The sequence below is a fragment of the Streptomyces sp. AMJ-169 genome (assembly GCF_055597585.1).
This window is the reverse complement of the sequence record NZ_JBVLTJ010000017.1, coordinates 135,005-157,026: the sequence shown is the minus strand read 5'-3', so window position 1 is coordinate 157,026 and position 22,022 is coordinate 135,005. Positions and strand designations below refer to the sequence as shown.

The following is a 22,022-nucleotide window of genomic DNA, read 5'->3' as shown; positions in this document are numbered from 1 at the left end:
GCCCCCAAACCCCACGCCAGACGCGACCCCCCCTCCGAACCCACCCCCCGCCCCACCCGCGAAACCCCCTCCAGCCACACCCCCCACACCCCCCACCCCCGCCACAACCACCCCTCCGGATACGCCACCCACCCCCACCCCTCCACCCCCGCCCGCCTCCTCACCGGCCTCACCTGGGCCATCCTCCTCCTCGGACTCTGGCTCTGGGGAAGGGAGTTGACCGACGTGCGGCACGGGATATCCGCCCCGACCACCGGCGACATCGCCGCCGTCGGCCGCCCCGCGGACCCCGAACTCCCGCCCCCCGCCCACCCGTTGAACAGAGCCGTGCCTCAGCGGATCGACATCCCCGGGCTCGGCGTCCAGGCCCCCGTCATCGGCCGCGGCCTCGACAGCCGGGGTGCGATCGACGCGCCGCCCTACGACCAGGCGGGCGTCGTCGGCTGGTACGACGCCGGTGTCACCCCCGGCGCGCGCGGCACCGCGCTGCTGGTCGGGCACGTCGACACCGAGACCCGGCCGGCCGTGTTCTACAAGCTCAGCACCCTCAAGGCGGGCGCGAAAGTCCGGGTGATCCGGGCTGACGGGAGGGTCGCCGAGTTCACGGTGGACGACGTCCAGGTCGTCCGGCGCGACCGCTTCGACGCCGGACGCGCCTACGGCGTACGGCAGTCGGGCCGCGCCGAACTCCGGCTCATCACCTGCGGCGGGCCCTTCGACAGGGCGAGCCGCAGCTACACGGCGAACGTGATCGTGTCGGCGTACCTCACGAAGGCCGGGCCCTGACGGTCACCCAAGCTCCCGGTGAAACAGCGAAGTTGCACCTGCCCCGGTCGGCGGTCCGCTCCCCCGAGACCGCCGACCGGGCAGGTCCTCGACCGCGCGCGCTCGGGCTGCGGGAGTAACCCGGCGACCGGCGCGGGAGGTTCGGGAAAGGAACCTGAGGCGTGACCGGCCGGGGGCTGGGGCCGTAGGAGAAGACTCCTCATGACTGTAGGACCAAACGGGCCCGCGGCCTAGAGGGTTTGACGCCAAGCTGCGACCCGATGACTATCAGTCACCCCTCGCAGGTGTCCTGCCAGACGTACGGCGGCCGGCGCGGCGCCGGCTCCATCAGCCCGCTCAACTCCGCCTCCCCCAGGGACCGTTCGACGATGCAGCGGGCCACCAGATCGAGCGGGAGCCGCCGCTGTCTGGCGTAGCGCCGCATCACCTCGAAGGCGGACTCCGGGTCGGTCTGCTGCCGTTCGGCCAGCATCCCCTTGGCCTGCTCGATCCGCACCCGGCTCGACAGCGCGTGCTCCAACTGCCCGCAGAGCGTGCGGTATCGGTCGTACGCGTGATGATTGCGCAGCCCCATCGCCACCGCGTCCGCGAGGGCCCGGGCCACCGCCGGAGCGTCGTCGGACGCCGAACTTCCCTCGTCCAAAAGGACATTGAGCGCGCCCAGCACCGCGTCCCCTTGTCGGACCGGCACCGCGAACGTCGTCGTCGCCCCGCCGCGCACCGCCCGTGCGGTGAACTCGGGCCAGCGTGCGGCTACTTGGGGGGAGTGCAGGGAGACCGGCGGTACCGTGCGGCCCGTGCGCAAGGTCTCCCGGCACGGGCCGCAGGTGTGCTGCGCTGCCAACAGGGCGGTGGCGAGGCCCTGTTGGTGGCTGCTTCCGGCGAGCGCCACCACCTGGTCCCCGTCCGTCAGCATGATCCCCACCGCCCGCGCCGCGAGCAGCTCCGCGCACCAGCCGGAGACCCGCCGGAGGTAGACGGTGACGTCGAAACCGTCCGTGAGGGTGTCCGCGGCCCGTACCAAGGCCGTCGTCAACCGGCTGTCCTGCATTTATGTGCCCTCCCGCATGCCGAGCCCGCCCCTTGTGCGTCGGCATCTACCCCGGGCGGCGCGGCCGTAGCCGTGCCGCCGAAGGGGAGTTGGGACAAAGAAAAAAGCCCCCCACCGAAGTGGAAGGCTTTTCCCGTCTGTGCGCCGCCAGGGACTCGAACCCCGGACCCGCTGATTAAGAGTCAGCTGCTCTAACCAACTGAGCTAGCGGCGCCTGCTGACGAGAGAACTCTACCGGACCTCCAGGGGTGGTTCCGACCAGCCCGAGGTGACCCGGAGTGACCGTGTACATCATTCGGACCGTCAACATGCGCGCCCCGGTGACAGTTGAGAAACTGACGGATGTGCACAGGAGTGGACATTTCGGCTGGAGTGTGAGGGGCATCTCATGAGGACTCCGGTATTCGAGGAATTCGATCCCGCGAGCGACTGCGGCTGCGCCGGGTGCGCCGAGCGACGGCTGCTGGGGCCGAAGCCGGCGGCGGCCGCCCCGGCGGCCCGCCCCCTGATCGTCGTGGCGACCGCCACCGCCGCCACCGTCCTCGGCGCGGCCCACGCCCCGCCGGCCGCCGCGCACGCCCCCGTCCAGGCCGAACCCGACACCCCCCAGGGCGGCGCGGCCCCGCTCAACGGCTCCCCGGGCCGCCCGGCCACCCCCGCGGAGCCGCCCGCCACGACCCGCGCCGACATCATCAACCGGGCCAAGAAATGGGTCACGGAGAAAGTCCCGTACAGCATGACGGCGTACTGGTCCGACGGTTACCGGCAGGACTGCTCCGGATTTGTCTCGATGGCCTGGAATCTTCCCGGAAACGAATGGACAGGCACCCTCGACCGCTATGCCGTCCGCATTTCCAAGGACGACCTCCAGCCCGGCGACATCCTCCTCTTCCACAATCCCACAGACCCTCAGAAGGGGTCCCATGTCGTCATCTTCGGCGGCTGGACGGACTACACGCACAGCTACTACACGGCCTACGAGCAGACCCGCCCGCGCACCCGCCGCCAATCCACCCCGTACGCCTATTGGAGCCATTCCGACAGTTACGTCGCCTATCGCTACAAAGGCGTGACGGGCGCGGCGGCGGGCGCCGAACAGGAAAGCACCGGCGGCACCGAGACCCCTTTCCCCGGCCGCGCCTATTTCGGCCCCGGCGCGAACAATTCGTACGTCACCCTGCTCGGCCGCCTCCTGGTCGAACGCGGCGCGCGGCGTTTCTATACGACAGGACCGGGCCCCCGCTGGGGCGACGCCGACCGCCGCGCGACCCAGGCCTTCCAGCAGGCGCAGGGCTGGAAGGGCGCGGGCGCGGACGGCATCCCGGGCCCCGACACCTGGACGCTGCTGGCGAGCGGAAAGGGCAACGACATCCCGGCGGCGCCCGGAGCCACCCCAGCCACAGGAGCCACTCCGGCCCCCGGAACTTCGGGAGCCACCCCAGCCACCCCAGCGACCTCAGCCGCCCCAACGACCTCAGCCCTCTCAGCCGCCCCAGCCCCCAGCCCCCCGGGAACCACCCCCGGCACCCCACCCCCCCTCGGCGCCCCCGGTCCCCCCGCCCCACCCCCCACCTACCCCGGCCGCTCCGCCTTCCGCCCCGGCGCGAGCAACGACCACATCACCCGCCTCGGCCGCCAGCTCGTACGCAAGGGCCTCGGCCGGTACTACGCCTCGGGCCCCGGCCCCCGCTGGGGCGACGCGGACCGCCGCGCGGTGGAGGCATTCCAGCGCGCCCAGGGCTGGCGGGGCGCCGCCGCCGACGGCTACCCGGGCCCCGAGACCTGGAGGCGCCTCTTCTCCTGACCACCCCTGCGGGGACCCCCGCAGGGCGCGATAAGGCAAGCAGTACGACGCATCTGGCGCGGAGGCTGGAGGCAGCAATGAACAGGACGAACACCCCACACGCAGCGAACGCCGAACAGGCAGCGGACGACTCACAGACGCCGAACTCCCCGGAGACACCGGCCACTTCACAGCCCCCGGGCACGGCACGAACCCCAGAGACCCGCACCCCAGACACTCACCCCCCAGCCCCCCAAGAAGCCCCCCTACTCACCCCCCGCCCCACCCGCCTCATCCAAAACGAATCCACCACCGAAATCCCCGTACACCTCCTCTTCCGAGACGACCCCGACCACCACCCCCTCCCCTCCGCCCCCGCCCACATCGGCCGCACCCCCCTCTCCCCCCACCCCCCGCAACAACCCCGCTTCCGCCGCCCCGGCCCCCCCACCCCCCGCCCGGTCGCCCAAGTCGACCCCGCTCTCGTCGAACGCCCCGCCCGAGTCCTCCCCGGCGCGGCAGGCGTCCTCGCCGGCGCCTGCGGAGCCGCCGGCTGCGTGGCGACCTCCTGGTGGGCGGGCGTGCTCCCGCCCCTCGCCGTCGAGGCGCTGCAACTCCCCGCGTACGCGGGCGCCGGCCTCGGCCCGCTCCAGTGGGCCGCGTACGCCGGGGCGGGCACGCTCGGGCTGTTCGGGTTCGGCGGGCTCGCGCGCGGCGGGACGGGCCGGGCCTGGGTGCTGGGCCTCTTCGGCCGCTACCGGGGCACGGTCCGCCGCACCGGACTCCTCTGGGTCAACCCCCTCCTGCTGCGCCGCCGGGTCGACGTACGGCTGCGGCACTGGCGCAGCGAGCCGATGCCGGCGGCGGACGGCGGCGGGGTCGCGCTGCGGGTCGTCGTCCTGGTGGTGTGGCGGGTGCGCGACACCGCGCGGGCCACGCTCGGGGTCGACGACCACGAGGGCTACCTGCGCGAATGCGTCGAGGCGGGGCTCGCGCGGGTCGCGGTGGAGATGCCGGGTGCGGGGCGCGGGCCGGTCGAGGCGACGGTGGAGTCGCTGACCCGGCTGGTCGCGGCGGACGCCGGGGCGATCGGCCTGGAGGTGTACTCCGTGCAGCCCGTAAGGGTCGAGTACGCCCCCGAGGTCGCCGCCGCCATGCACCGCCGCCGCATCGCCGCCCTGGACGCCCAGCACCGGGCGACCGTCCTGACGTCGGTGGTCGACTCGGTCGAGGACACGGTCACGCGGCTGACGATGCGGGGCCTGGTGGCGCTGGACGACTACGAGCGCAAGGCCCTGGTGAAGGACCTGACGGTGGCGTTCTGCGCGGGGAGGGGGGAGCAGGGGCCCTGAGCAGCGGGGACCCCCGGCCGGCCAACCCCCTGAACTGGGGTTCTCTGAGCTTCCCTTGAGAGACGCGGCGCCCGCCCCGAGGTACGTTCCCGGCACCGGAAGACCACCGGTACCGCACCATCACCTCGGGGGAATCACATAGAACTCCTCTTCTACACAGTCCCGTCCCTCATGCTCGCCATGGCCGCCGCGACCGCCTTCGTCCTGCTCCACCGCGCCCACCGCGTCAACAGGGCCTGGGACAGCGGCGTCACGGCGGAGGCCCGCTGCCTGCGCGCCTACACGACCACCAGCGGCGGCTTCGACGACGGCCGCACGACGACGACCCTCCACCACGTCTACGAGTTCACCACCCGCGACGGCCGCCCCGTCCGCTTCGAGGAGGAGAACGGCCCCGGTACGACCGTCGAGGGCGACTTCGTCACCGTCCACTACGTCCCCGACCGCCCGGAACAGGCCACCGCCAAGCGCCCGCAGCGGGGCCGCCTGCTGGCCGAGTCCGGCTGCCTCCTCCTCTTCCTCGGCCTCTTCGCCGCCGGCTGCATCGCCTTCATGGCCACCGCCCACGTGATCTTCGACTTCATTGACCCATCGACCGACGGCTTCCCCACCCCATAGCCATCTGACGCCCCGTCAACTACCGTCCCCCGCCATGGAACCCACCATTGCCGACCTGGTGGCGGCGGGCCACGGCGACCCCCGCCCCGCCCTCTGGTGGCAGGACACCGTCCTCACCCGCGCCCAGCTCACCGCGGCGGCGGCCACCCGCGCCGCGCTCCTCCAGGACCTCCTCCCCGGCCCGCCGCCCCACGTGGGCGTCCTGCTCGACAACACCCCGGAGTTCCCCCTGTGGCTCGCGGCGGCGGCCCTGGCCCGCGCGGCGGTGGCCGGCCTCAACCCCACCCACCGGGGCCCCGACCTGGCCCGCGACATCCGCCACACCGAATGCCGCCTCCTGGTCACCGAACCGTCCCACCTCCCCCTCCTGCACGGCCTGGACCTCCCCGGCGTCCGGATCCTGGTCACAGGAACGGACGCGTACGAGGCGCTCCTCGCCCCCTACGAAGGCGCCCCGCCCGACCCCCGCGCCACCCCCGCCGACCGCCTCCTCCTCTCTTTCACCTCGGGCTCGACCGGCGCCCCCAAGGCGGCGATCTGCACGCAAGGCCGGCTGGCGAACGCGGGCCGCGCCCTCGCCGCCCGCTTCGCCGTCCGCCCCGACGACGTCCACTACATCTGCATGCCGATGTTCCACGGCAACGCGGTCATCGCCGACTGGGCCCCCGCCCTGGCCGCCGGCGCCGGCGTCGCCCTGCGCTCCCGCTTCTCCGCCTCGGGCTTCCTCGGGGACGTCATCCGCTACCGGGCCACGTACTTCACCTACGTCGGCCGCGCGATCCAGTACATCCTGGCCACGCCGCCCCGCCCCGCCGAGGACCGCGCCCACCGCCTGCGCGCCGGCTTCGGCACCGAGGCCGGCACCCGGGACGCGGCGGCCTTCCAACTCCGGTTCGGGGTAGGCCTGGTGGAGGGCTACGGCTCCAGCGAGGGCGGCGCGGCGGTGAGTTGGACCCCGGACACCCCGCCGGGCGCGGTGGGTCCGGCGGCGCCGGGACTGGCCGTACGGAACCCGGAGACGGGACAGGAATGCCCGCGCGCGGTACGGGACTTGGCCGGGCTGCTCCTCAACGGAACCGAGGCGATAGGGGAGTTGGTCAATCACGCGCCCAACCCCTTCGAGGGGTACTGGCGCAACCCGGCCGCCGACGCCGAACGCCGCCGCGCGGACGGCTACTGGACCGGCGACCTCTTCTACCGCGACACCGACGGCTACCTCTGGTTCGCCGGCCGCGCGGACGACCGTATCCGCGTCGACGGCGAGAACCTGGCGGCGGCCCTGATCGAGGAGATCCTGGCCCGCTACGACGGGGTCGACGCCGTCGCCGTGTACGCGGTCCCCGATCCCGTCACCGGCGACCAGGTCATGGCGGCGCTCGCCGGGGACTTCGACCCGGAGACGTTCGGGCGGGGGTTTGCGGAGTTTTTACGCGCGCAGCCCGATCTCGGGACCAAGATGGCGCCCCGGTTCGTGCGGCTGCTGGAGCGGATGCCGGTGACCGCGACGCACAAGATCCGGCGGTCGCGGCTGCGGCAGGAAGGGGTGGGGTGTCCGGGCCCGGTGTGGTGGCGGGGGCCGGGGCAGGAGTCGTACCGATTGCTGGGACAAGCAGAAGGACCCCCTGCCTGAGCAGGAGGTCCTTCCGTTCTGTGCGCCGCCAGGGACTCGAACCCCGGACCCGCTGATTAAGAGTCAGCTGCTCTAACCAACTGAGCTAGCGGCGCAGACTCTCGCCGGTTTTGTACTGCTTTCGTCCGGCGACAGGAAAAATACTACCTGCTCCCGAGGGGTGCTCTCGACCACGTTTTCCCGGCCCTCAGATCGCCAGCGCCATCAGCACCGGAGCGGCCTGCCGGTGCAGGGTGTCGGCCGCCTGGCGCAGCCGGTGCGCGTGCGTGACGGGCAGGGACAGGGCGAGGCAGCCGACCGAGGAGCCGTCGGTGATCGGGACGGCCGCGCAGACCGTGCCGACCGCGTACTCCTGGAGGTCGAGGACCGGCATGCCCGTCGGCTGCGACTCCAGCCGGGACAGCAGGAGCTTGCCGCTGGTGATGGTGCGGGAGGTGAGCCGGGGGAGCTTGTGCCGGGAGAGGTGGTCGCGGCGGCCGTCGTGGTCGAGCTGGACCAGCAGGCTCTTGCCGATCGCGGTCGCGTGCGCGGAGGAGCGGAAGTCGACCCACTCGTGCACGACCGGCGTCAGCGGGCTGTCGGCGTACTGCTCGACCTGTATCTCCCCGTCGACGTACCGGCTGATGTACACGGCCGCGCCCAGCGAGTCGCGCAGCCGGTCGAGGGTCTGCTGGAGCTTGGCGCGCAGCGACTGCTCGCGCTGGTGCGCCGAGCCGAGCCGGGCGAGGGCCGCGCCCGCCGTGTACGAGCCGTCGGCGAGCCGCTCGACGTACCCCTCGCGGCGCAGCATCCGCAGCAGCGGGGCCAGCCGGTCGGGGCCGAGGCCGGTGCGCCGGGCCAGGGCGGTGTCGGTGAGGCCGGCGGCGGCACGGGAGACGGTGTCCAGGACGCGCAGGGCCTCCTGGACCGACGGGTGGGAGGCGAGCTTCACCGCGGTCCTCCTCGGTATGGCAGATCGGCGCTGGGTCGCTTTCCGGCCGTGCTCCCTGCTGGTGGATCAGCTCTACGATAGCGGCCAAGTGGCCGATGCGGAGGGGGTGTTGACGAGAACAAGACTCGCCGGTAGCCCCCCGCGAGCTGCGACGACGGCCGAAACGCAGATGCCCAGGGGATGATCCGGAGCGCGGACCAGCGCCCTTCGCCCCTTCACGACCGGTAGCCGCGAGGTCGCACCCCGCTCGCCGCACGGGCATGTCTACGCCGCCGGCGCGGCCCCCGAGTGGCCGGGTACGTACCCCCGCGCCTGGTCGACGACATTGGCCAGCGGACGCCCTTGGCTCCACCGCTCGTACAGCTCCACGAACTGCGCCGCCAGCACATCGTGGAACCCCACCGTCCGCCCCCCGACATGCGGCGAGATCAGCAGATCGGGCACCTGCCACAGCGGGCTCCCCGCGCCCAGCGGCTCCTGCGCGACGACGTCCAGCGCGGCCCCCGCTATCCACCGCCGCCGCAGCGCCTCCGCGAGCGCCGCCTCGTCCACCAGCTCGCCGCGCCCCACGTTCACGAACCGCGCCGACGGCAGCATCACCCCGAACCGCCGGGCGTCGAACATCCCCCGGGTCGCCTCGGTCAGCGGCGCGGCGGCCACCACCCACTCGGCCCGCGCCAGCAGCCGGTCGAGATCCCCCGGCCCGTACACCCCCGTCCTGGGCACCCGCCCGACCAGCGCGACATGGATGCCGAGCGCCTTCAGCACGCGGACGACGGCCCGCCCGACCGGACCCGAGCCCACCACCACCGCCCGGGTCCGCGCCACCCGCAGCACCTCCTTCGGCCGCCACTCGCGCCGCCGCTGCGCCTCCCAACTCCCGGGCAGGCCTTTGGACATGGCGAGGACGAGGGCGGCGACGTGCTCGGCGACGCTCTGCTCGAAGACGCCGCGCGCGTTGGTGAGGAGGGTGCCGGAGGCGGCGAGGGCGGGGGAGAGGAGGTGGTCGACCTCGACGGAGGGGGTGTGCACCCAGGCGGGGCGTGGGCCGCCGGCGGGCCAGTCGAGGCGGGCGCGGGTGTCCCAGGCGAGGAGTATGTCGGCGTGGGCCAGATGCCGGCCGAGCTCCGCCGGGCCGGTGTGCACCACCTTCGCCCGCCCGGTCAGCCGGCCCAGCCGGGGGAGCGGATCCGCATCGAGTACGACAACCGTGGGCGCGGGCATAGAGGGGGTTCCTCGCGGCCGGGGGACGTGATCGGCTCACGCTCGCACCGGAGGTGGGCGCCGTCAACACGCCCGTACGGGTGGACCGGGGGAGGAAGGGGGCACTCGCCGGAGGGAACGCGCTGACATAACCGTACAAAATGAAGGAATTAGGTACGCCTCGACGAAAGGCCGCCCATGACCGCGCTAGGACTGCTGGTCCCCGGGGACCCGGCCGACGACGACTATCCCCGCATCGAACAGCTCCTGGGCAGCGACATCCGCATCGACCTCGCCCCGTCCGACCCGACCTCCCTCCCGGAGAACCTGGGCCGACTGCGGCTGGGGGGCGCCGAGTCGGTCGTCTGGGCGGACACGACCGCCAGCGCGCGCCCGGGCCTTCAGGGGGCGCACGAGAAGCTGCGCGCGCTGGCCGTCGCGGCGGGCCTCCCGGCGTCGTCGACGGCCTTCGCGTTCGTCCACGCGGCCGGGGAGCTGGGGGCGAGCCGGGTGGCGGTGACCGGGCCGGCCGGGGTGTTCACGGACTTCCTGACAGAGGCGGGCCTGACGGTCCTGCCCGCCGCCCCCTTCCCGAAGAACGCCCAGGCCCTCCTCCTCCCGGACCCGACGGAACGAACGGTGACCCGCATCCTGGAACTCGAACGAGAGCTGGGGGTACCGGTGTTGACGGCTCATCAGGTTTCGGTGTGGGAGGGGCTACGGCTGGCGGAGCGACGGGTGAACGCACCGAAATTGGGGCAGCTTTTCGTTCGGGAGTCCGTTGTGCAGGCATGAGCCGGGGCGGCTCTGGACGGGGGCGGGGCGTGCGGTCGGAAACGGTCATAGCCGTCGCGGCGACGGTCATCGCGCTGGGCTCGCTGTGGGTCAGCCATGGTCAGGGGCGGGCGATGCGGGAGCACAATCGGCAGTCGGTACGGCCGATCCTCCAGCTCGCACGGCTGCACGAGGAGCGGCGCGTGGCGCTGCGGCTGCTCAACGCGGGCCTTGGACCGGCCGTCGTCACGCGCACGGTGGTGCGGCTGGACGGAGAGGTCGCGGGCCAGTGGACCCGGGAGGTCAAGCACCGGATTCTCGTGGGCGAGATCAAACCGACGGCGTTCCGCACCGTACGCGGGGGCTCGGTCCTCCCCGCCGGGCAGCCGATCCTGCTGCTTGTTTATGAGTCCGACGACCCCCTCCGCCTCGAACACCTGTGGGAACTGGTCAACGGGCGGCTGGTGATCGACATCAGCTACGAGTCCGTCTACGGCGGGGAGAAGTTCTCCGTGTCCACCGCGCGGGAATAAACGGGGACTGTCTCCTGTTAGCGTTCCCGGTACCCGTTGGCGTTGATACAGGAGGCATGCGGTGGGCGAGATCCGTGGGGCGGCGTTGGGTGGGGCGCCGGTGGCGTTGTCCGTGCTGGATCTGGTGACCGTGGGGAGTGGGAGCACCGCCTCGGACGCCTTGCGGACCAGCGTGCGGCTCGCCAAGGCCGCCGAGGCGCGCGGGTTCCACCGGTACTGGGTCGCCGAGCACCACTCCATGCCCGGCGTCGCGTCCTCCTCGCCGGCCGTGATCCTGGCCCACCTCGCCGCGCACACCGAGCGGATCAGGCTCGGCTCGGGCGGCGTGATGCTGCCCAACCACGCCCCGCTGGTCATCGCGGAACAGTTCGGCACCCTCGAAGCGCTCGCCCCGCACCGCGTCGACCTCGGCCTCGGCCGCGCCCCGGGCACCGACGGCGCCACCGCCGCCGCCCTGCGCCGCCAGGACCGCCCGCACGAGGGCGCCGACGACTTCCCCCAGCAACTCGCCGAACTCATCCGCTTCCTGGACGACGACTTCCCCGACGGCCACCCCTACCGCCGCATCCACGCGGTCCCCGGCCCCATCCAGTCGACCTCCCCCGGCGGCGTCCAGTCCCCGCACCGCCCGCCGGTCTGGCTGCTCGGCTCCTCCGGCTTCAGCGCCCGCCTCGCCGGCATGCTCGGCCTGCCGTTCGCCTTCGCACACCACTTCTCCGCGCAGAACACCGTCCCCGCGCTCGACCTCTACCGCGAGTCCTTCAAGCCCTCGGCCGTCCTGGACACCCCCTACGCCCTGATCGGCGTCTCCGTCCTCGCCGCCGACGACCCCGCCGAGGCCCGCCGCCAGATCCGCGCCACCAGCCTCAACATGCTCCGCCTGCGCACCGGCCACCCCGGCCTCTTCCCCTCCCCCGAGGAGACCGACGCCCATCAATTCACGCCCATGGAGGAGGAGTTCGTGACCTCCTGGTCCGCCAACATCGTCCACGGCGCCCAGGACGAGGTCATCACCGGCCTCACCGACCTCCAAAAGCGCACGGGCGCCGACGAGTTGATGCTGACGAGCCACGCCCACAGCGGCGAACTCCGGCTGCGGTCCTACGAGTTGATCGCGGACGGGTACGGGCTGCCGAAGGCGTGAGCCGAAGGGGGCCGAGGTGAAGGGGGCTTGGGCCGGCCCGAAGTGAACAGGCCCCGGGCGGGCCGGAGTTACGCCCGCCCCACCCGGCCCCCCACCCCGCCCACATGCAACTCCGCGATCCGCTCCGCCGACACGGGCCGCGAGTACAGCCACCCCTGCCCCGTGTCACACCCGATGCTCCGCAGCCGCGCCGCCTGCGACGCCGTCTCCACGCACTCCGCCGTCACCGTCAGCCCCAGCCGGTGCGCCAGGTCGATCATCGCCTCGACGACCACCTCGTCGGCCGGATTCGGCGGCGCCCCCGACCCGTCGTACTGGAAGCCCCGGACGAAGGAACCGTCCAGTTTCAGTACTGACACCGGCAGCCGGCTGAGGTAGGCGAGGTTCGAGTACCCGGTGCCGAAGTCGTCGATCGCGATCCGCACCCCCATGTCGCTCAAAGCCTGGAGCGCCTGCAAGGGGCGGCCCGCGGAGCCCATGACGGCCGACTCGGTCAGCTCCAGCTGCAACAGGCCCGGCGGCAGCCCGGTCTCGGACAGGATGTCCGCGACGTCGGCGACCAGATCCGAGTCCCACACCTGCCGGACGGCGACGTTCACGCTCACGAACAGCGGCGCCTCGCCGGGCTGCGCGAGCTGCCAGCTGCGCGCCTGCCGGCAGGCGGTGGCCAGAACCCAGCGCCCGAGCGGCACGATCGAGCCGTCCTCCTCGGCCAGCCCGACGAACCGATTCGGCGGCAACAGGCCGAAACGCGGGTGGTCCCAGCGCACCAGCGCCTCCACCCCGTGCAGGATCCCGTCGGCCATCCCGACCAGCGGCTGGTACTCCAGCACGAACTCGCCCCGCTCGATCGCCGGCCGCAAGGTCGACGCGAGCGCCTGCCGGGTCATGAGGTGCGCGTTGCGCTCGGGGTCGAACAGCGTCCAGCGGGACTTGCCGTCGACCTTGGCCCAGTACAGCGTCGTGTCGGCGGCCTGGACCAGGCCCGTCGCCGTCGTACCCGCCGCGTGCCGCTCGACCACCCCGATCGACGCGGTGACGTTGAGCCGCTGGCCGTCCAGGTCGAACGGGGCCTGAAGCGCTTTGAGGACCGCCTCCGCCAGCTCGGCGAGCTGGTCGGTGCCGGTGGAGTCGGCGACCAGCAGGGCGAACTCGTCGCCGCCGAGCCGGGCGACCAGCGGGCGGTTGCCGCGCGCCCGGCCCGCGTCCTCCGCGCACGCGTTCAGCCGGTCGGCCACCGCCGCGAGGAGCCGGTCCCCGACGCGGTGACCGAGGGTGTCGTTGACGGCCTTGAAACCGTCGAGGTCGAGGTAGCACAGCCCGATCCGGCCGGTGCCGCTCTGGTCGTACGCGTCGTTCTCCAGGGCGGCCGAAAGCCGTTCGAAGAAAAGTGCGCGATTCGGCAAGCGCGTGACCGGATCGTGCATCTGGAGGTGGCGCAGCCGGGCCTGGAGTTCGCGCCGGGCGCTGATGTCGGCGACCGACAGCAGGACGCCCGGCGGGCCGTCCGTGCCGTCGCCGAGCGGCGACACCGTCACCCGCGCCCACAGCGTCCGCCCGTCGGGCCGCTTCAGCCGCCGCGCGCAGCGCAGGGTGGCCTGCCGGCCGAGGAGGACCTCCCGGTAGGCGTGCCAGGTGCGCGCGTCGGAGGCGAGGTCGAGGAGGTCGGCGGCGCCGCGGCCGACCAGCGCGCCGGGCGCGGTCCCGAGGACCTCGCCGAACGCGTCGTTCACCGCCGTGACCAGGCCGTCGCGCCCCACCACCGCCATGGCCAGCGGCGACGCGGCGAAGACCGCGCGATACGACGCGGCCGGCAGGTCGCTGCCGGCCGCGGGGGACACGCTGACGGGGTCGAGCCCGAAGCCCGACGGTGTCTCCAGCATCTCGACCGCCTCGACGACGAGACTCACGGGCTCCCCAGGCGGAGCCCCACCCGCACCATCCGATGCCAAAGGATCACTCTCTGTTACGGCGGACCGGTCGAGGTCTGCCGCGGGCGTCGGCCCTTCGGACGTTCCGCTCACCGCTCGCTCCCGCAGTGCACTCGATCTCTGTCCGCGCAGAAAAGAGTCAGGAAAGTGTGCCGATCATAGAGGCTGGGCCCCGAGTGCCGCAGCCACTGCCCAGTGTCCATGACCGGGCAACCGTTCTGACAGATCGTTTCTGCCCGGAGCGGGACCGGTTCTGCGGACACCGGACCGGAAGTGACGTTCCGTGAGGATTCCGGGGTGTCGCCCCTGCCCGGCCGCTCACTCGTTGGATGCAGGCGAACAGGGCGTAGTACGACAAACGCGGCCAAGCTGATTTCCGGTGTCCCTGATCCGCCCGCCCCGGAGGTCCCTGTGCCGCGTCCGCTCCCGCGCCCCCGACTGCGGGGGCTCGCGGCCGTGTCCACCACCCTCTCCGCGCTCGCCGCGACCTCCGTCCTCGGCAGCCCGTCGGTGGCCGAACCCTTCTCCACCGCCCCCTGCGCCCTGGCCCGCACCGCCGCCCACCACTCCGAGGGCCTCGACACCTGGAACACGGCCTACCCCCGCCCGGTCCGCACCCTCAACGCCGTCATGGTCTTCCTCTCCTTCCCCGGCACCACCCCGAAGACCACCCCCGCCGACCTCGCCGCCGACCACTTCCCGGCCACCTCCGACTTCTTCCGCCGCGCCTCCTACGGCAAGTTCACCCTCCGCGCCCACCCCCTCAAGCGGTGGCTGCGGATGCCGAGACCCGCCGCCGCGTACGCCATACAGCGCGACTGGAACGCCGCCCACCGCGCCGCCTACCTGCGCGACGCGCTCGCCGTCAGCGACCCGGCCGTCGACTACTCCCGCTACGACCTCGTCTACTTCGTCGCCGACCCGGACGCCCCCGGCGTCGACTCCGACGCGACCAAGGTCGTCAACCTCGACACCCCGCTGCGCGCCGACGGCACCGACATCCGCCGCGTCGTCACCGTCTTCGAGAAGCACCCGCCCGACCGGCTGGTCCTCGCCCACGAGACCGGCCACGTCTTCGACCTGCCCGACCTCTACCACCGGCCCGTCGACGGCAAAGGCGACTGGGACACCTACGTCGGAGACTGGGACCTGATGGGCAGCCAGTTCGGGATGGCGCCGGACCTCTTCGGCTGGCACAAGTGGAAGCTGGGGTGGCTGGAACCGAGACAGGTGGTGTGCGTACGCGGCCCGGGTACGACCCGGCTGACCATGGAACCGCTGGAGGCCGGCCCCGGCGTCCCGGTCAGCCGCGCCTCCGGCTCGCCCGCCTTCGGCCTCGGCAACGGCACGAAACTCGCGGTCGTGCGCACCGGCGCCGACACCGCCCTCGCCTTCGAGGCCCGCGGCCCCCTCGGCAACGACTTCGCCTCCTGCCGCTCCGGCATCCTCATCTACCGGATCCGCAGCGCGGCGAGCTCCGGGACGGGCCCGATGGAGGTGGTCGACGCCCATCCGCACACCGAGGCCTGCTGGGAGAACTCGGTCCATCCCCCGCTCGCGGACGCCCCGGTCGGCGCGGGGGAGAGCTTCACCGTCCCGGCCGGGGAGGGGGAGCGGGGGGTGCGGGTGGAGGTGGAGGGGAGGACGGCTGCGGGGGCTTGGACGGTGCGGATCACGCCGGGGGTGGAGTAGTCGGTCGCCGTCGCAGCAGAAAGGCCCCCTACCGAAGTAGGGGGCCTTTCCCGTCTGTGCGCCGCCAGGGACTCGAACCCCGGACCCGCTGATTAAGAGTCAGCTGCTCTAACCAACTGAGCTAGCGGCGCCTGCTGACGTCGTAGACCTTAGCATCAGGATCGCCGGAGGGGGAAATCGCTGCTGATACCCCGCTGCGGGCCGCCCTAACCGCCGCCCACAGCAGTACCTCGGGCCCCGGCAGCCAGGGGTGACGCGAGTCGGGGGCGACGAGCCAGCGGTTGCCCGGGAGGCCGCTGCCGGCGCTGGCACGGTGGATCGCCGGTACGGTGATGGCGTCGCCGGTGCCGTGGCAGAGCAGCGCCGGGATCGCGGCCGTACGACCGCTGTCGCCGCCCCACTCCTCCCAGCCCAGCAGCGACGGCAGCCGCTGGGCGGTGCCCGGCGCGGCGAAGAGCAGCATGCGCCCCCGGCAGACGGCGACGGGCCCGGACCCGTCCCCCTCGCTCCACAGCCGGTCCACCATCCGCCGCCCGAACAGCACGGACGTGCTGACGACGTCGAAGACGTTCCCGCAGCCCAGCACCACCGGCACACCGGGCCGCTCGGCCCACAGCGCCAGCACGCTCCGCGCGTACCCGCCCGCCGAGGCCAGCCAGGCGGCCCCATCGGCGGTGACCCCCGAAACCCGCTCACATTCGTCCCAAGCGCTCCTCATGGGAGACATGTCTACCGGGTGTGAACTCTCCGCCCCAGAGAGTTGCGGGAAATGGGGACAAGGGGGTGGGGGAGGGGGTATCTTGCGCGGCTGGCATATGCCAGGGGGTTGGGGTGGCGAGGGGGTGGGGCGCTGCGCGGAGTCGGGGCGTCGCCCGGAGTCGCCGGGGCCCTCTCTCAGATCGGCTCCACCGCGCTGCGGCCCTCCCCCGCCTCCTCGCCGCGCAGCAGGTCCCGGCCGAACTCGACCATCTTCTTCGCGTAGTCCTCGGTCCACTGGGCGTGTTCGGCGATGTCGGCCGGGGTGAGGCGGTCGAAACGGCGGGGGTCGGCCAGTTGGGCGGCGGCCATGGCCTGGAACTCGGTGGCGCGGTCGGCGGCGGCACGGAAGGCTTGGGTCAGCTCGGTCGCGCGGGCCAGCAGCGCCCGGGGGTCCTCGATCGACTCCAGGTCGAAGAAGTGCTCGGCGTCACCGGCCGCCTCGGCCGGCTCGAAGAGCAGGGGCGCGGGGCGTAGCCGCCGTCCGTTGTGCCGCGGCGTGGGCTCCGCCATGTCGTTCTCCTCTTCCTACGATGCGATTGCGGACCACCTTCCATTGTCCCCTGCCTCCGCAAGAGGCCCTCGGGCCCTAGCACCGCCGGCTCACCCGGTGCTCCTCCAGGTGCGCCAGCACCGCGTGGTTGGCCTCCCAGCCGTCCGGGAACTTCACCAAGGTCCCCAACTGCACCGGCTCCGTGGACGGATAGTCGTCCAGGAGGTCGCGTACGCCCGCGCGGCACACCACGATGCACGCGTGCCGGTGGCGTGAGGCCAGGACGCACAGGCGGCCCGTCTCCAGGTGGAACGCCGTCGCGTCGGGGCGGCCGGAGAGGGGGTGCAGGATGACCGTGACGTCGAACTCCATGCCCTGGAGCCGGTTGGCGGTGTCCACGGTGACCCCGCTCACGCCCGCCTCGGCCAGCGCCGCGCGGACGGCCGCCGCCTGGTCCCGGTGCGCCGTCCCCACCGCGATCCGGCCCGCCGTCAGCGGCGCGGGCTCGGGCGAGCGCTCCGACGTCGCCGCCCCGCCCCGGTCCAGCAGCCGCCGTACGACCGCCGCGACCGCCCGTACCGCCTCCGGATCCGTGCGCGGAGTGTGCCGCGCGGGGAGCTCCAGCAGGCCCCAGCCGGACTCCGCCGCCTCGTCGATGACCCGGTCGGGACCCGAGCCGTCCGAGGGGACGGCGAACGCGAGGCGCCGGTCGCCGTGGGAAGTGCCGCTGCGGAAGCGGGTGTACGGGTAGAACGCGTCGGAGACGAGCCGCGCGGCCGACGCGGGCAGCCGCCAGGACACCGGCAGCCGGTGCTGCGGCAGCCCCGGGTTGTGCGCGAGCAGCGTCGACACCGCCGACGCCGAGGGGTCGTACGACAGCCCCGCCCACTGCTCGCTGCCGACGATCGCGAACGGGTCCAGCTGGCCGGGGTCCCCGACGAACAGGGCCCGCTCGAACAGCCCGGCCACGGCCAGCAGACTGTCCGACCGCATCTGGTACGCCTCGTCCACGATCGCGTGCGGCCACGGCTCGTCGGCCTTCACATGCGCCCACTTCGCCGCCGTGGACACCACGACCGGCAGCCCCTGGAGCTCGCCCGCCTTGGCGGACGTCCGCACCTGGGGCAGCGCGTCCAGCCCCTTGTCGTACGCGTCCGCGTCACTGCTGTGCAGCCGGCCCACCGGCAGCTGCGGGGACTTCTCGGCGAGCCGCAGGACCAGGTCGTCGACCTGCGCGTTGGTCTGCGCGACGATCATCAACGGGCGCCCGGCGTCGGCGAGTTCGAGGGCGGCGCGGACGACGAGGGTGGACTTGCCGGCGCCGGGAGGCGAGTCGACGACGACTCCGCGCGCGGTGCCGTGGAGGGTGTCGTGAAGGATGCCGTCGGTGGCCCGCGCGGCGGCGGCGCCGGGGTCGAAGGCGGTGGCGGGAGTCGGGGTGAGGGTCACAGGACGTCCTCCTCGGTCACCGGGTCCGCCGCCTCGTGCCGGGCCTCTCCGGGCGGCCCGCCGTGCGTCCACGGTGTCTGTTCCGGGTCCGGCAGCTTCGCGCCGCCGCGCTGTTCGTGTTCGAAGAGGGTCCAGCAGATCCGGTCGCCCTTCTCCGGGACGGCCCCCTCGTCGGGCTCCTTGCCGCGGCCCATCTTGTCGAGGAGACGCAGGACGAGAACGTCCTCACAGCTCTCCACGAACTCGGCGGACTGCGGCTTGCCGGCCAGCGAGCGGTAGACCTTGGCGCGCTCCCCGAGGTGCGGCCGGTCGTCCGTGCGGACGGTGACCAGCGGGCGCGGGCGCGGGGACCTGCCCTCGCTGTAGGCCATGGCGACCTCTACGACCTCCCCGGCGAACGCCTCTCCCGACAGCCGCCGGCCGGCCATGACCAGGGGGTCGTCCAGGGCCTCCTGGGCGTCCAGGCGGGCCTGTTCGCGCTCGCGGGTGGCCAGCTTGTTGGCGGCGGTCACCGCGTCGTCGCGGCGCGGCTGCGGGGGTTCGCCGGCCAGGACGCGGTCCCGGTGGCCGGTGAACGACCAGCGGTCCCGCGTCCACCGCTCCTCCGCGTACGGCCCCGGCGGCAGCGCCCGCAGCAGCTCCAGGCCGCGCCAGACCCGCTCCCAGGTCGGCAGGGTCCGGCTCAGCACCAGCTCGCGGACGCCCTCCTCGGCGGCGGCGAGGGCGCCCAGGAGGTCGTCGGCCTCCATGCCGTCCTGCGCGGCGGCGAACGCGGACCGCGCGCGGTCGTAGCGCTCGATCGCCGGGGCGAGCAGCTTGTTGTCGAACGCCGGGTCGGTCGCCGGGCCCGCCGGCGGGTGCAGCAACTGCCCTTTGCCGTCCCGCGCCAGCTCGACCAGCAGCGCCTCCTGCGCGCCCGAGGTCCCCGCGGGCGGGTCGATCCAGGCCAGCAGGGACGCCAAGTGCTGGTCCTCCAGGCTGGACTGACCCGTCGCCCAGTGCCGCGCGAGCACATCGGTCAGCGCCAGCAGCAGCGCCGAGCCCGGGACCCGGGCCCGCTCCCCGTAGTGCGTCAGCCACCGCCCCAGCAACGGCACGCGCGGCGGCGCGGGATGCGGCGCCTCCGGGTCCTGCTCGGCCGTACGCCGGAACCGCATCGACCGCCCGAGCAGCCGTACGAGGTCGGTGCCGCCCCGGCTGGGGACGATCAACTGGGGTGCGTCCAGGCAGAGTTCGACCTCCACCTTGACCCGCTTCCCGCTCTCCGGGTCGGTCTCGCTGCGCTCGGCCGCCTCGACGGCGTCCCCGTAGGACTCGATGTACGGCAGCACCACGTCCGCGAGCTCGGCGAGGAACGCGAACCGCAGGTCGGGGTTGCGGGGCTGGGGCACGGCGAGCAGCCGGGGCCGCGCGGGGTCGGTCCCGACCAGCACCCCCAGCGGGGCGCCGGCCTCGCCGCCGGTGATCAACGGGACGAGGACCATGGGGCGTTCGGAGAGGTGCTGGTGCCGGACGGTCGCGGTGGGCTGGGCTCTGCCGGAGGAGGTGGCTTCCAGGCGGGCGAGGGTGTCGATCAGGGACATGGGGCGGCCTCCGTGGGGGTGGCCTGCGGGGCTTGGGCGGTGTCCGCGTGCGTGGGGTCGGTCAGCGCCGGCTGTGTGGGGGCGGCCGGTGAGGTGTGCGCGGCCTCTTGCAGTGCCTCCGCGCGGAGTTGTGCAGCCCGCCGCAGCGCCGCCACCGTCGGGTCTTCCGGGTCGCCCTCCTCGCCGTGGGCTGCGGACAGGACCGCCTCCAGGGTTGTCAGGCCGCCCAGGTCCGCGCGCAGGGAGCGGCCCAGGGTCGTCACCGCGCCCGACTCGCGGGAGCGTGCGCGGCAGTGGAAGGCGAGTTCGCAGGCCGCCAGGCACTCGGGGGCGTAGGCCGCCGGGACCGACTCGACGGTCCGCTCCAGCTGCTCCTGGGGGAGCGTCGGGGCGAAGCAGGCGCCGTCGGGGAGGGCGTCCGCGATGTCCTCGATACGGGTGAGGCGGGCCAACTGGCGGACGGTCACCGCGTGTTGCTTGCGGACGTCGACCGCCGACGCCGTGGGGAGGTTGGAGAAGTCGCGCGGGCAGACCAGGAGGACCGTGCGCCGCACCTCCGGCGGGGTCGCCATCCGCGCGGCCACCTGCTCCAGCGCCAGCACGTACACCGCCGCCTGCCGCGCCGCCGCGCCGACCTTCGCCGGGTCTGCCGAACCGTCCAGCATCGGGAAGGACTTGATCTCCACGACCGTCCAGCTGCCGTCGGGGTGGACCACGACCGCGTCCGGCTCCAGGAAGGCCGGGGAGCCCGCGACGTCGAGCGCGAGCATCGGGTGGTCGAGCAGGGTCCAGGCCCCTGGCGTCGAAACGGCTTCCCGGAGAGCGAGAGCGGTCCGCGCGGTGCGGCCTTCGGGGCCGATGGCGGTGAGATCGGGGACGAGGGCTTTCGCGGTGGGCTCGGCGGAGGGCGACTTCTCTGCGGCGGGCGTCTCAGAGGCCGGCTCTTCGGCGAGCCCCTCAGGCGCCTGCCCGGCGGACGGCTCCCCGGCGAGCCCCTCCTCAAGAGGCGCCTGCCCGGCGGACGCCCCCTTGCCCCCCGGCCCCAGCACCTCCCGCACCAACCGCAGCAGCTCCGCCCCGCCGTCCCCCTTCACCTTCGCCTCGAACGCGTTCCCCCGGGTCAGCGCGAACTGGGAGCGGCCGAAGACCGACGGCGACCCGAGCGCCCCGGCGAGCGCCGTCTTGTCGACCCCGGCGCCGTCGAGCAGCGCGCGCCGCCTGCACCCGGGGTTCGCCGCGAGCGCGGCCAGGGCGCGGGCGTCGAGCGGGCGGGCCGGGACGTCGGGGCCGCGCAGTTCAGCGAGCCGGTGCCGGAGAGCCGTCCCCCGCGTCCGCGGGAGCGGTACTCGGCTCGGCTCCTGGCCCGAAACGGGACTCGCGCTGCCGTGGAAAGTGCTCACCTGCCGAAGTCTGGCATCCGCCACTGACAATCGGGGCGGAAGCGGCCCGGGAGCCGGATGTGACGCCGGGCAGAAGGGACTTCAGCCGGTCCAGACCGCGCAGCATGCGGGGGGTCAGGAGCAGGCCGACGGCCATCACGGCGGCGCCGGCGACCGCGTCGAGGAGGTAGTGGTTGGCCGTGCCCATGACGACGAGCGCGGTGATCAGCGGATAGGCGACGCCGGCCGCCTTCGCCGTCCGCGTGCCCCCGTGCCGCCACAGCATCACGCCGCACCACAGGGCCCAGCCGACGTGCAGGCTGGGCATCGCCGCGTACTGGTTGGTCATGCCGCCCAGGCCCCGGGGGGCGCTCGCCTCGCCGCCCCACCAGCCGTACGAGCTGTACTGGGCCATGGTGTCGACGAAGCCCTGGGAGGACGCCAGGAGGCGGGGCGGGCAGGTCGGCAGCAGGGTGAAGCCGATGAGGCCGATGAACGTGGACGTCAGCAGCCAGGTGCGGGCCGCCCGGTAGACCTGCTTGCGCGCGCGGAACAGCCAGATCAGGATCGCCGGGGTCACCACGTAGTGCAGGGAGGCGTACCAGAAGTCCGCCGGGACGCCTATCCAGGGTTCGCGGGTGAACAGCCGGTTCAGCGGGTGCTCGGCGTTGATGTGCAGCGCCTTCTCGACCCGCAGGATCGCCAGGCCGTGGTCGACGGCTGTCTGGACGTCCCCGCGCGCGAGGAGGCGGCCCGCCGAGTAGGAGGCGTACACCAGGAGGATCAGCGGCAGCTCCGTCCACCAGCGCAGCCGCCCCCAGGGAGCCTCCTGGGTGCCCGGTGTATCGGTCTTGGGCATCCCGATCGCCTCCCCTTCCCGTTCGCTGAAGTACCGCTGGCGCGTCCGCGCGGACGTGTCACTGTAACGGCGTAC

General features: G+C 73.3%; 19 protein-coding genes and 3 tRNA genes. 9 read left to right on the top strand and 13 right to left on the bottom strand.

What is annotated here, in order from left to right:
- The first annotated feature begins 180 nt into the window (after positions 1 to 180).
- Entirely contained in the window at positions 181 to 786 is a 606-nt protein-coding gene (locus ACYUD3_RS33320) for a class F sortase (RefSeq protein ID WP_470978394.1), read from the top strand.
- A gap of 271 nt (positions 787 to 1,057) precedes the next feature.
- Here ACYUD3_RS33320 and ACYUD3_RS33315 read toward each other — a convergent pair whose 3' ends face one another.
- Together ACYUD3_RS33315 and ACYUD3_RS33310 are read right to left on the bottom strand one after the other, a co-directional pair.
- A complete protein-coding gene (locus ACYUD3_RS33315; protein ID WP_470978369.1) occupies positions 1,058 to 1,837 on the bottom strand; it encodes an ANTAR domain-containing protein in 780 nt (259 codons plus the stop codon).
- Positions 1,838 to 1,977: 140 nt separating this feature from the next.
- Positions 1,978 to 2,051 (bottom strand) — tRNA-Lys (locus ACYUD3_RS33310).
- Positions 2,052 to 2,225: 174 nt separating this feature from the next.
- Here ACYUD3_RS33310 and ACYUD3_RS33305 point away from each other — a divergent pair.
- The 4 genes from ACYUD3_RS33305 (at position 2,226) to ACYUD3_RS33290 (ending at position 7,220) form a co-directional block, all read left to right on the top strand.
- Positions 2,226 to 3,641: a peptidoglycan-binding protein gene (locus ACYUD3_RS33305; protein WP_470978366.1), complete on the top strand. Its 1,416-nt coding sequence runs from the start codon at positions 2,226 to 2,228 to the stop codon at positions 3,639 to 3,641.
- Between the two features lie 77 nt (positions 3,642 to 3,718).
- Positions 3,719 to 4,972, top strand: a complete 1,254-nt coding sequence (locus ACYUD3_RS33300) for an SPFH domain-containing protein (protein ID WP_470978363.1) — start codon at positions 3,719 to 3,721, stop codon at positions 4,970 to 4,972.
- 138 nt (positions 4,973 to 5,110) lie between these two features.
- Positions 5,111 to 5,590, top strand: a complete 480-nt coding sequence (locus ACYUD3_RS33295) for a DUF3592 domain-containing protein (RefSeq protein WP_470978392.1) — start codon at positions 5,111 to 5,113, stop codon at positions 5,588 to 5,590.
- 34 nt (positions 5,591 to 5,624) lie between these two features.
- Positions 5,625 to 7,220 carry an AMP-binding protein gene (locus ACYUD3_RS33290; RefSeq protein ID WP_470978360.1) on the top strand — a complete coding sequence of 532 codons (1,596 nt, stop codon included), beginning with the start codon at positions 5,625 to 5,627 and terminating at the stop codon, positions 7,218 to 7,220.
- Between the two features lie 21 nt (positions 7,221 to 7,241).
- Here the strand turns inward: ACYUD3_RS33290 and ACYUD3_RS33285 are convergent.
- From ACYUD3_RS33285 to ACYUD3_RS33275, 3 genes are all read right to left on the bottom strand, one after another.
- A tRNA-Lys gene (locus ACYUD3_RS33285) sits at positions 7,242 to 7,315 on the bottom strand.
- A gap of 92 nt (positions 7,316 to 7,407) precedes the next feature.
- Positions 7,408 to 8,151, bottom strand: a complete 744-nt coding sequence (locus ACYUD3_RS33280; protein WP_470978357.1) for an IclR family transcriptional regulator — start codon at positions 8,149 to 8,151, stop codon at positions 7,408 to 7,410.
- A 264-nt stretch (positions 8,152 to 8,415) separates the two neighbouring features.
- Positions 8,416 to 9,375, bottom strand: a complete 960-nt coding sequence (locus tag ACYUD3_RS33275) for a D-2-hydroxyacid dehydrogenase (protein WP_470978355.1) — start codon at positions 9,373 to 9,375, stop codon at positions 8,416 to 8,418.
- A 177-nt stretch (positions 9,376 to 9,552) separates the two neighbouring features.
- On the opposite strand from ACYUD3_RS33275, the gene ACYUD3_RS33270 reads away from it, so the two are divergent.
- From ACYUD3_RS33270 to ACYUD3_RS33260, 3 genes are all read left to right on the top strand, one after another.
- Positions 9,553 to 10,149: a decarboxylase gene (locus ACYUD3_RS33270; protein ID WP_470978352.1), complete on the top strand. Its 597-nt coding sequence runs from the start codon at positions 9,553 to 9,555 to the stop codon at positions 10,147 to 10,149.
- A gap of 29 nt (positions 10,150 to 10,178) precedes the next feature.
- A complete protein-coding gene (locus ACYUD3_RS33265; protein WP_470978349.1) occupies positions 10,179 to 10,661 on the top strand; it encodes a hypothetical protein in 483 nt (160 codons plus the stop codon).
- Between the two features lie 61 nt (positions 10,662 to 10,722).
- Positions 10,723 to 11,805, top strand: a complete 1,083-nt coding sequence (locus ACYUD3_RS33260; RefSeq protein ID WP_470978346.1) for an LLM class flavin-dependent oxidoreductase — start codon at positions 10,723 to 10,725, stop codon at positions 11,803 to 11,805.
- Positions 11,806 to 11,873: 68 nt separating this feature from the next.
- On the opposite strand, the gene ACYUD3_RS33255 is transcribed toward ACYUD3_RS33260, so the two are convergent.
- Positions 11,874 to 13,829, bottom strand: a complete 1,956-nt coding sequence (locus ACYUD3_RS33255; RefSeq protein WP_470978343.1) for a putative bifunctional diguanylate cyclase/phosphodiesterase — start codon at positions 13,827 to 13,829, stop codon at positions 11,874 to 11,876.
- Between the two features lie 318 nt (positions 13,830 to 14,147).
- On the opposite strand from ACYUD3_RS33255, the gene ACYUD3_RS33250 reads away from it, so the two are divergent.
- Positions 14,148 to 15,428 (top strand): M6 family metalloprotease domain-containing protein, encoded by a 1,281-nt coding sequence (locus ACYUD3_RS33250; protein WP_470978339.1) that lies wholly within the window; start codon positions 14,148 to 14,150, stop codon positions 15,426 to 15,428.
- A 57-nt stretch (positions 15,429 to 15,485) separates the two neighbouring features.
- On the opposite strand, the gene ACYUD3_RS33245 is transcribed toward ACYUD3_RS33250, so the two are convergent.
- The 7 genes from ACYUD3_RS33245 to ACYUD3_RS33215 all read right to left on the bottom strand — a co-directional run bounded on the left by ACYUD3_RS33245 (position 15,486) and on the right by ACYUD3_RS33215 (position 21,947).
- A tRNA-Lys gene (locus ACYUD3_RS33245) sits at positions 15,486 to 15,559 on the bottom strand.
- Entirely contained in the window at positions 15,550 to 16,146 is a 597-nt protein-coding gene (locus ACYUD3_RS33240) for a hypothetical protein (RefSeq protein ID WP_470978336.1), read from the bottom strand. Before ACYUD3_RS33240 ends, ACYUD3_RS33245 begins: the two co-directional genes overlap by 10 nt.
- 176 nt (positions 16,147 to 16,322) lie before the next feature.
- Positions 16,323 to 16,697, bottom strand: coding sequence for a hypothetical protein (locus ACYUD3_RS33235; protein WP_470978334.1), 375 nt, complete (start codon positions 16,695 to 16,697; stop codon positions 16,323 to 16,325).
- 76 nt (positions 16,698 to 16,773) lie between these two features.
- Positions 16,774 to 18,126, bottom strand: a complete 1,353-nt coding sequence (locus ACYUD3_RS33230; RefSeq protein ID WP_470978331.1) for an AAA domain-containing protein — start codon at positions 18,124 to 18,126, stop codon at positions 16,774 to 16,776.
- On the bottom strand, positions 18,123 to 19,709 hold the full coding sequence (locus ACYUD3_RS33225; protein ID WP_470978329.1) for a hypothetical protein: 1,587 nt from the start codon (positions 19,707 to 19,709) through the stop codon (positions 18,123 to 18,125). The genes ACYUD3_RS33230 and ACYUD3_RS33225 overlap by 4 nt, the downstream gene beginning before the upstream one ends.
- Positions 19,700 to 21,109 carry a hypothetical protein gene (locus ACYUD3_RS33220; RefSeq protein ID WP_470978326.1) on the bottom strand — a complete coding sequence of 470 codons (1,410 nt, stop codon included), beginning with the start codon at positions 21,107 to 21,109 and terminating at the stop codon, positions 19,700 to 19,702. Before ACYUD3_RS33220 ends, ACYUD3_RS33225 begins: the two co-directional genes overlap by 10 nt.
- A complete protein-coding gene (locus ACYUD3_RS33215; protein ID WP_470978323.1) occupies positions 21,006 to 21,947 on the bottom strand; it encodes a phosphatase PAP2 family protein in 942 nt (313 codons plus the stop codon). Before ACYUD3_RS33215 ends, ACYUD3_RS33220 begins: the two co-directional genes overlap by 104 nt.
- Between the last annotated feature and the right edge of the window lie 75 nt (positions 21,948 to 22,022).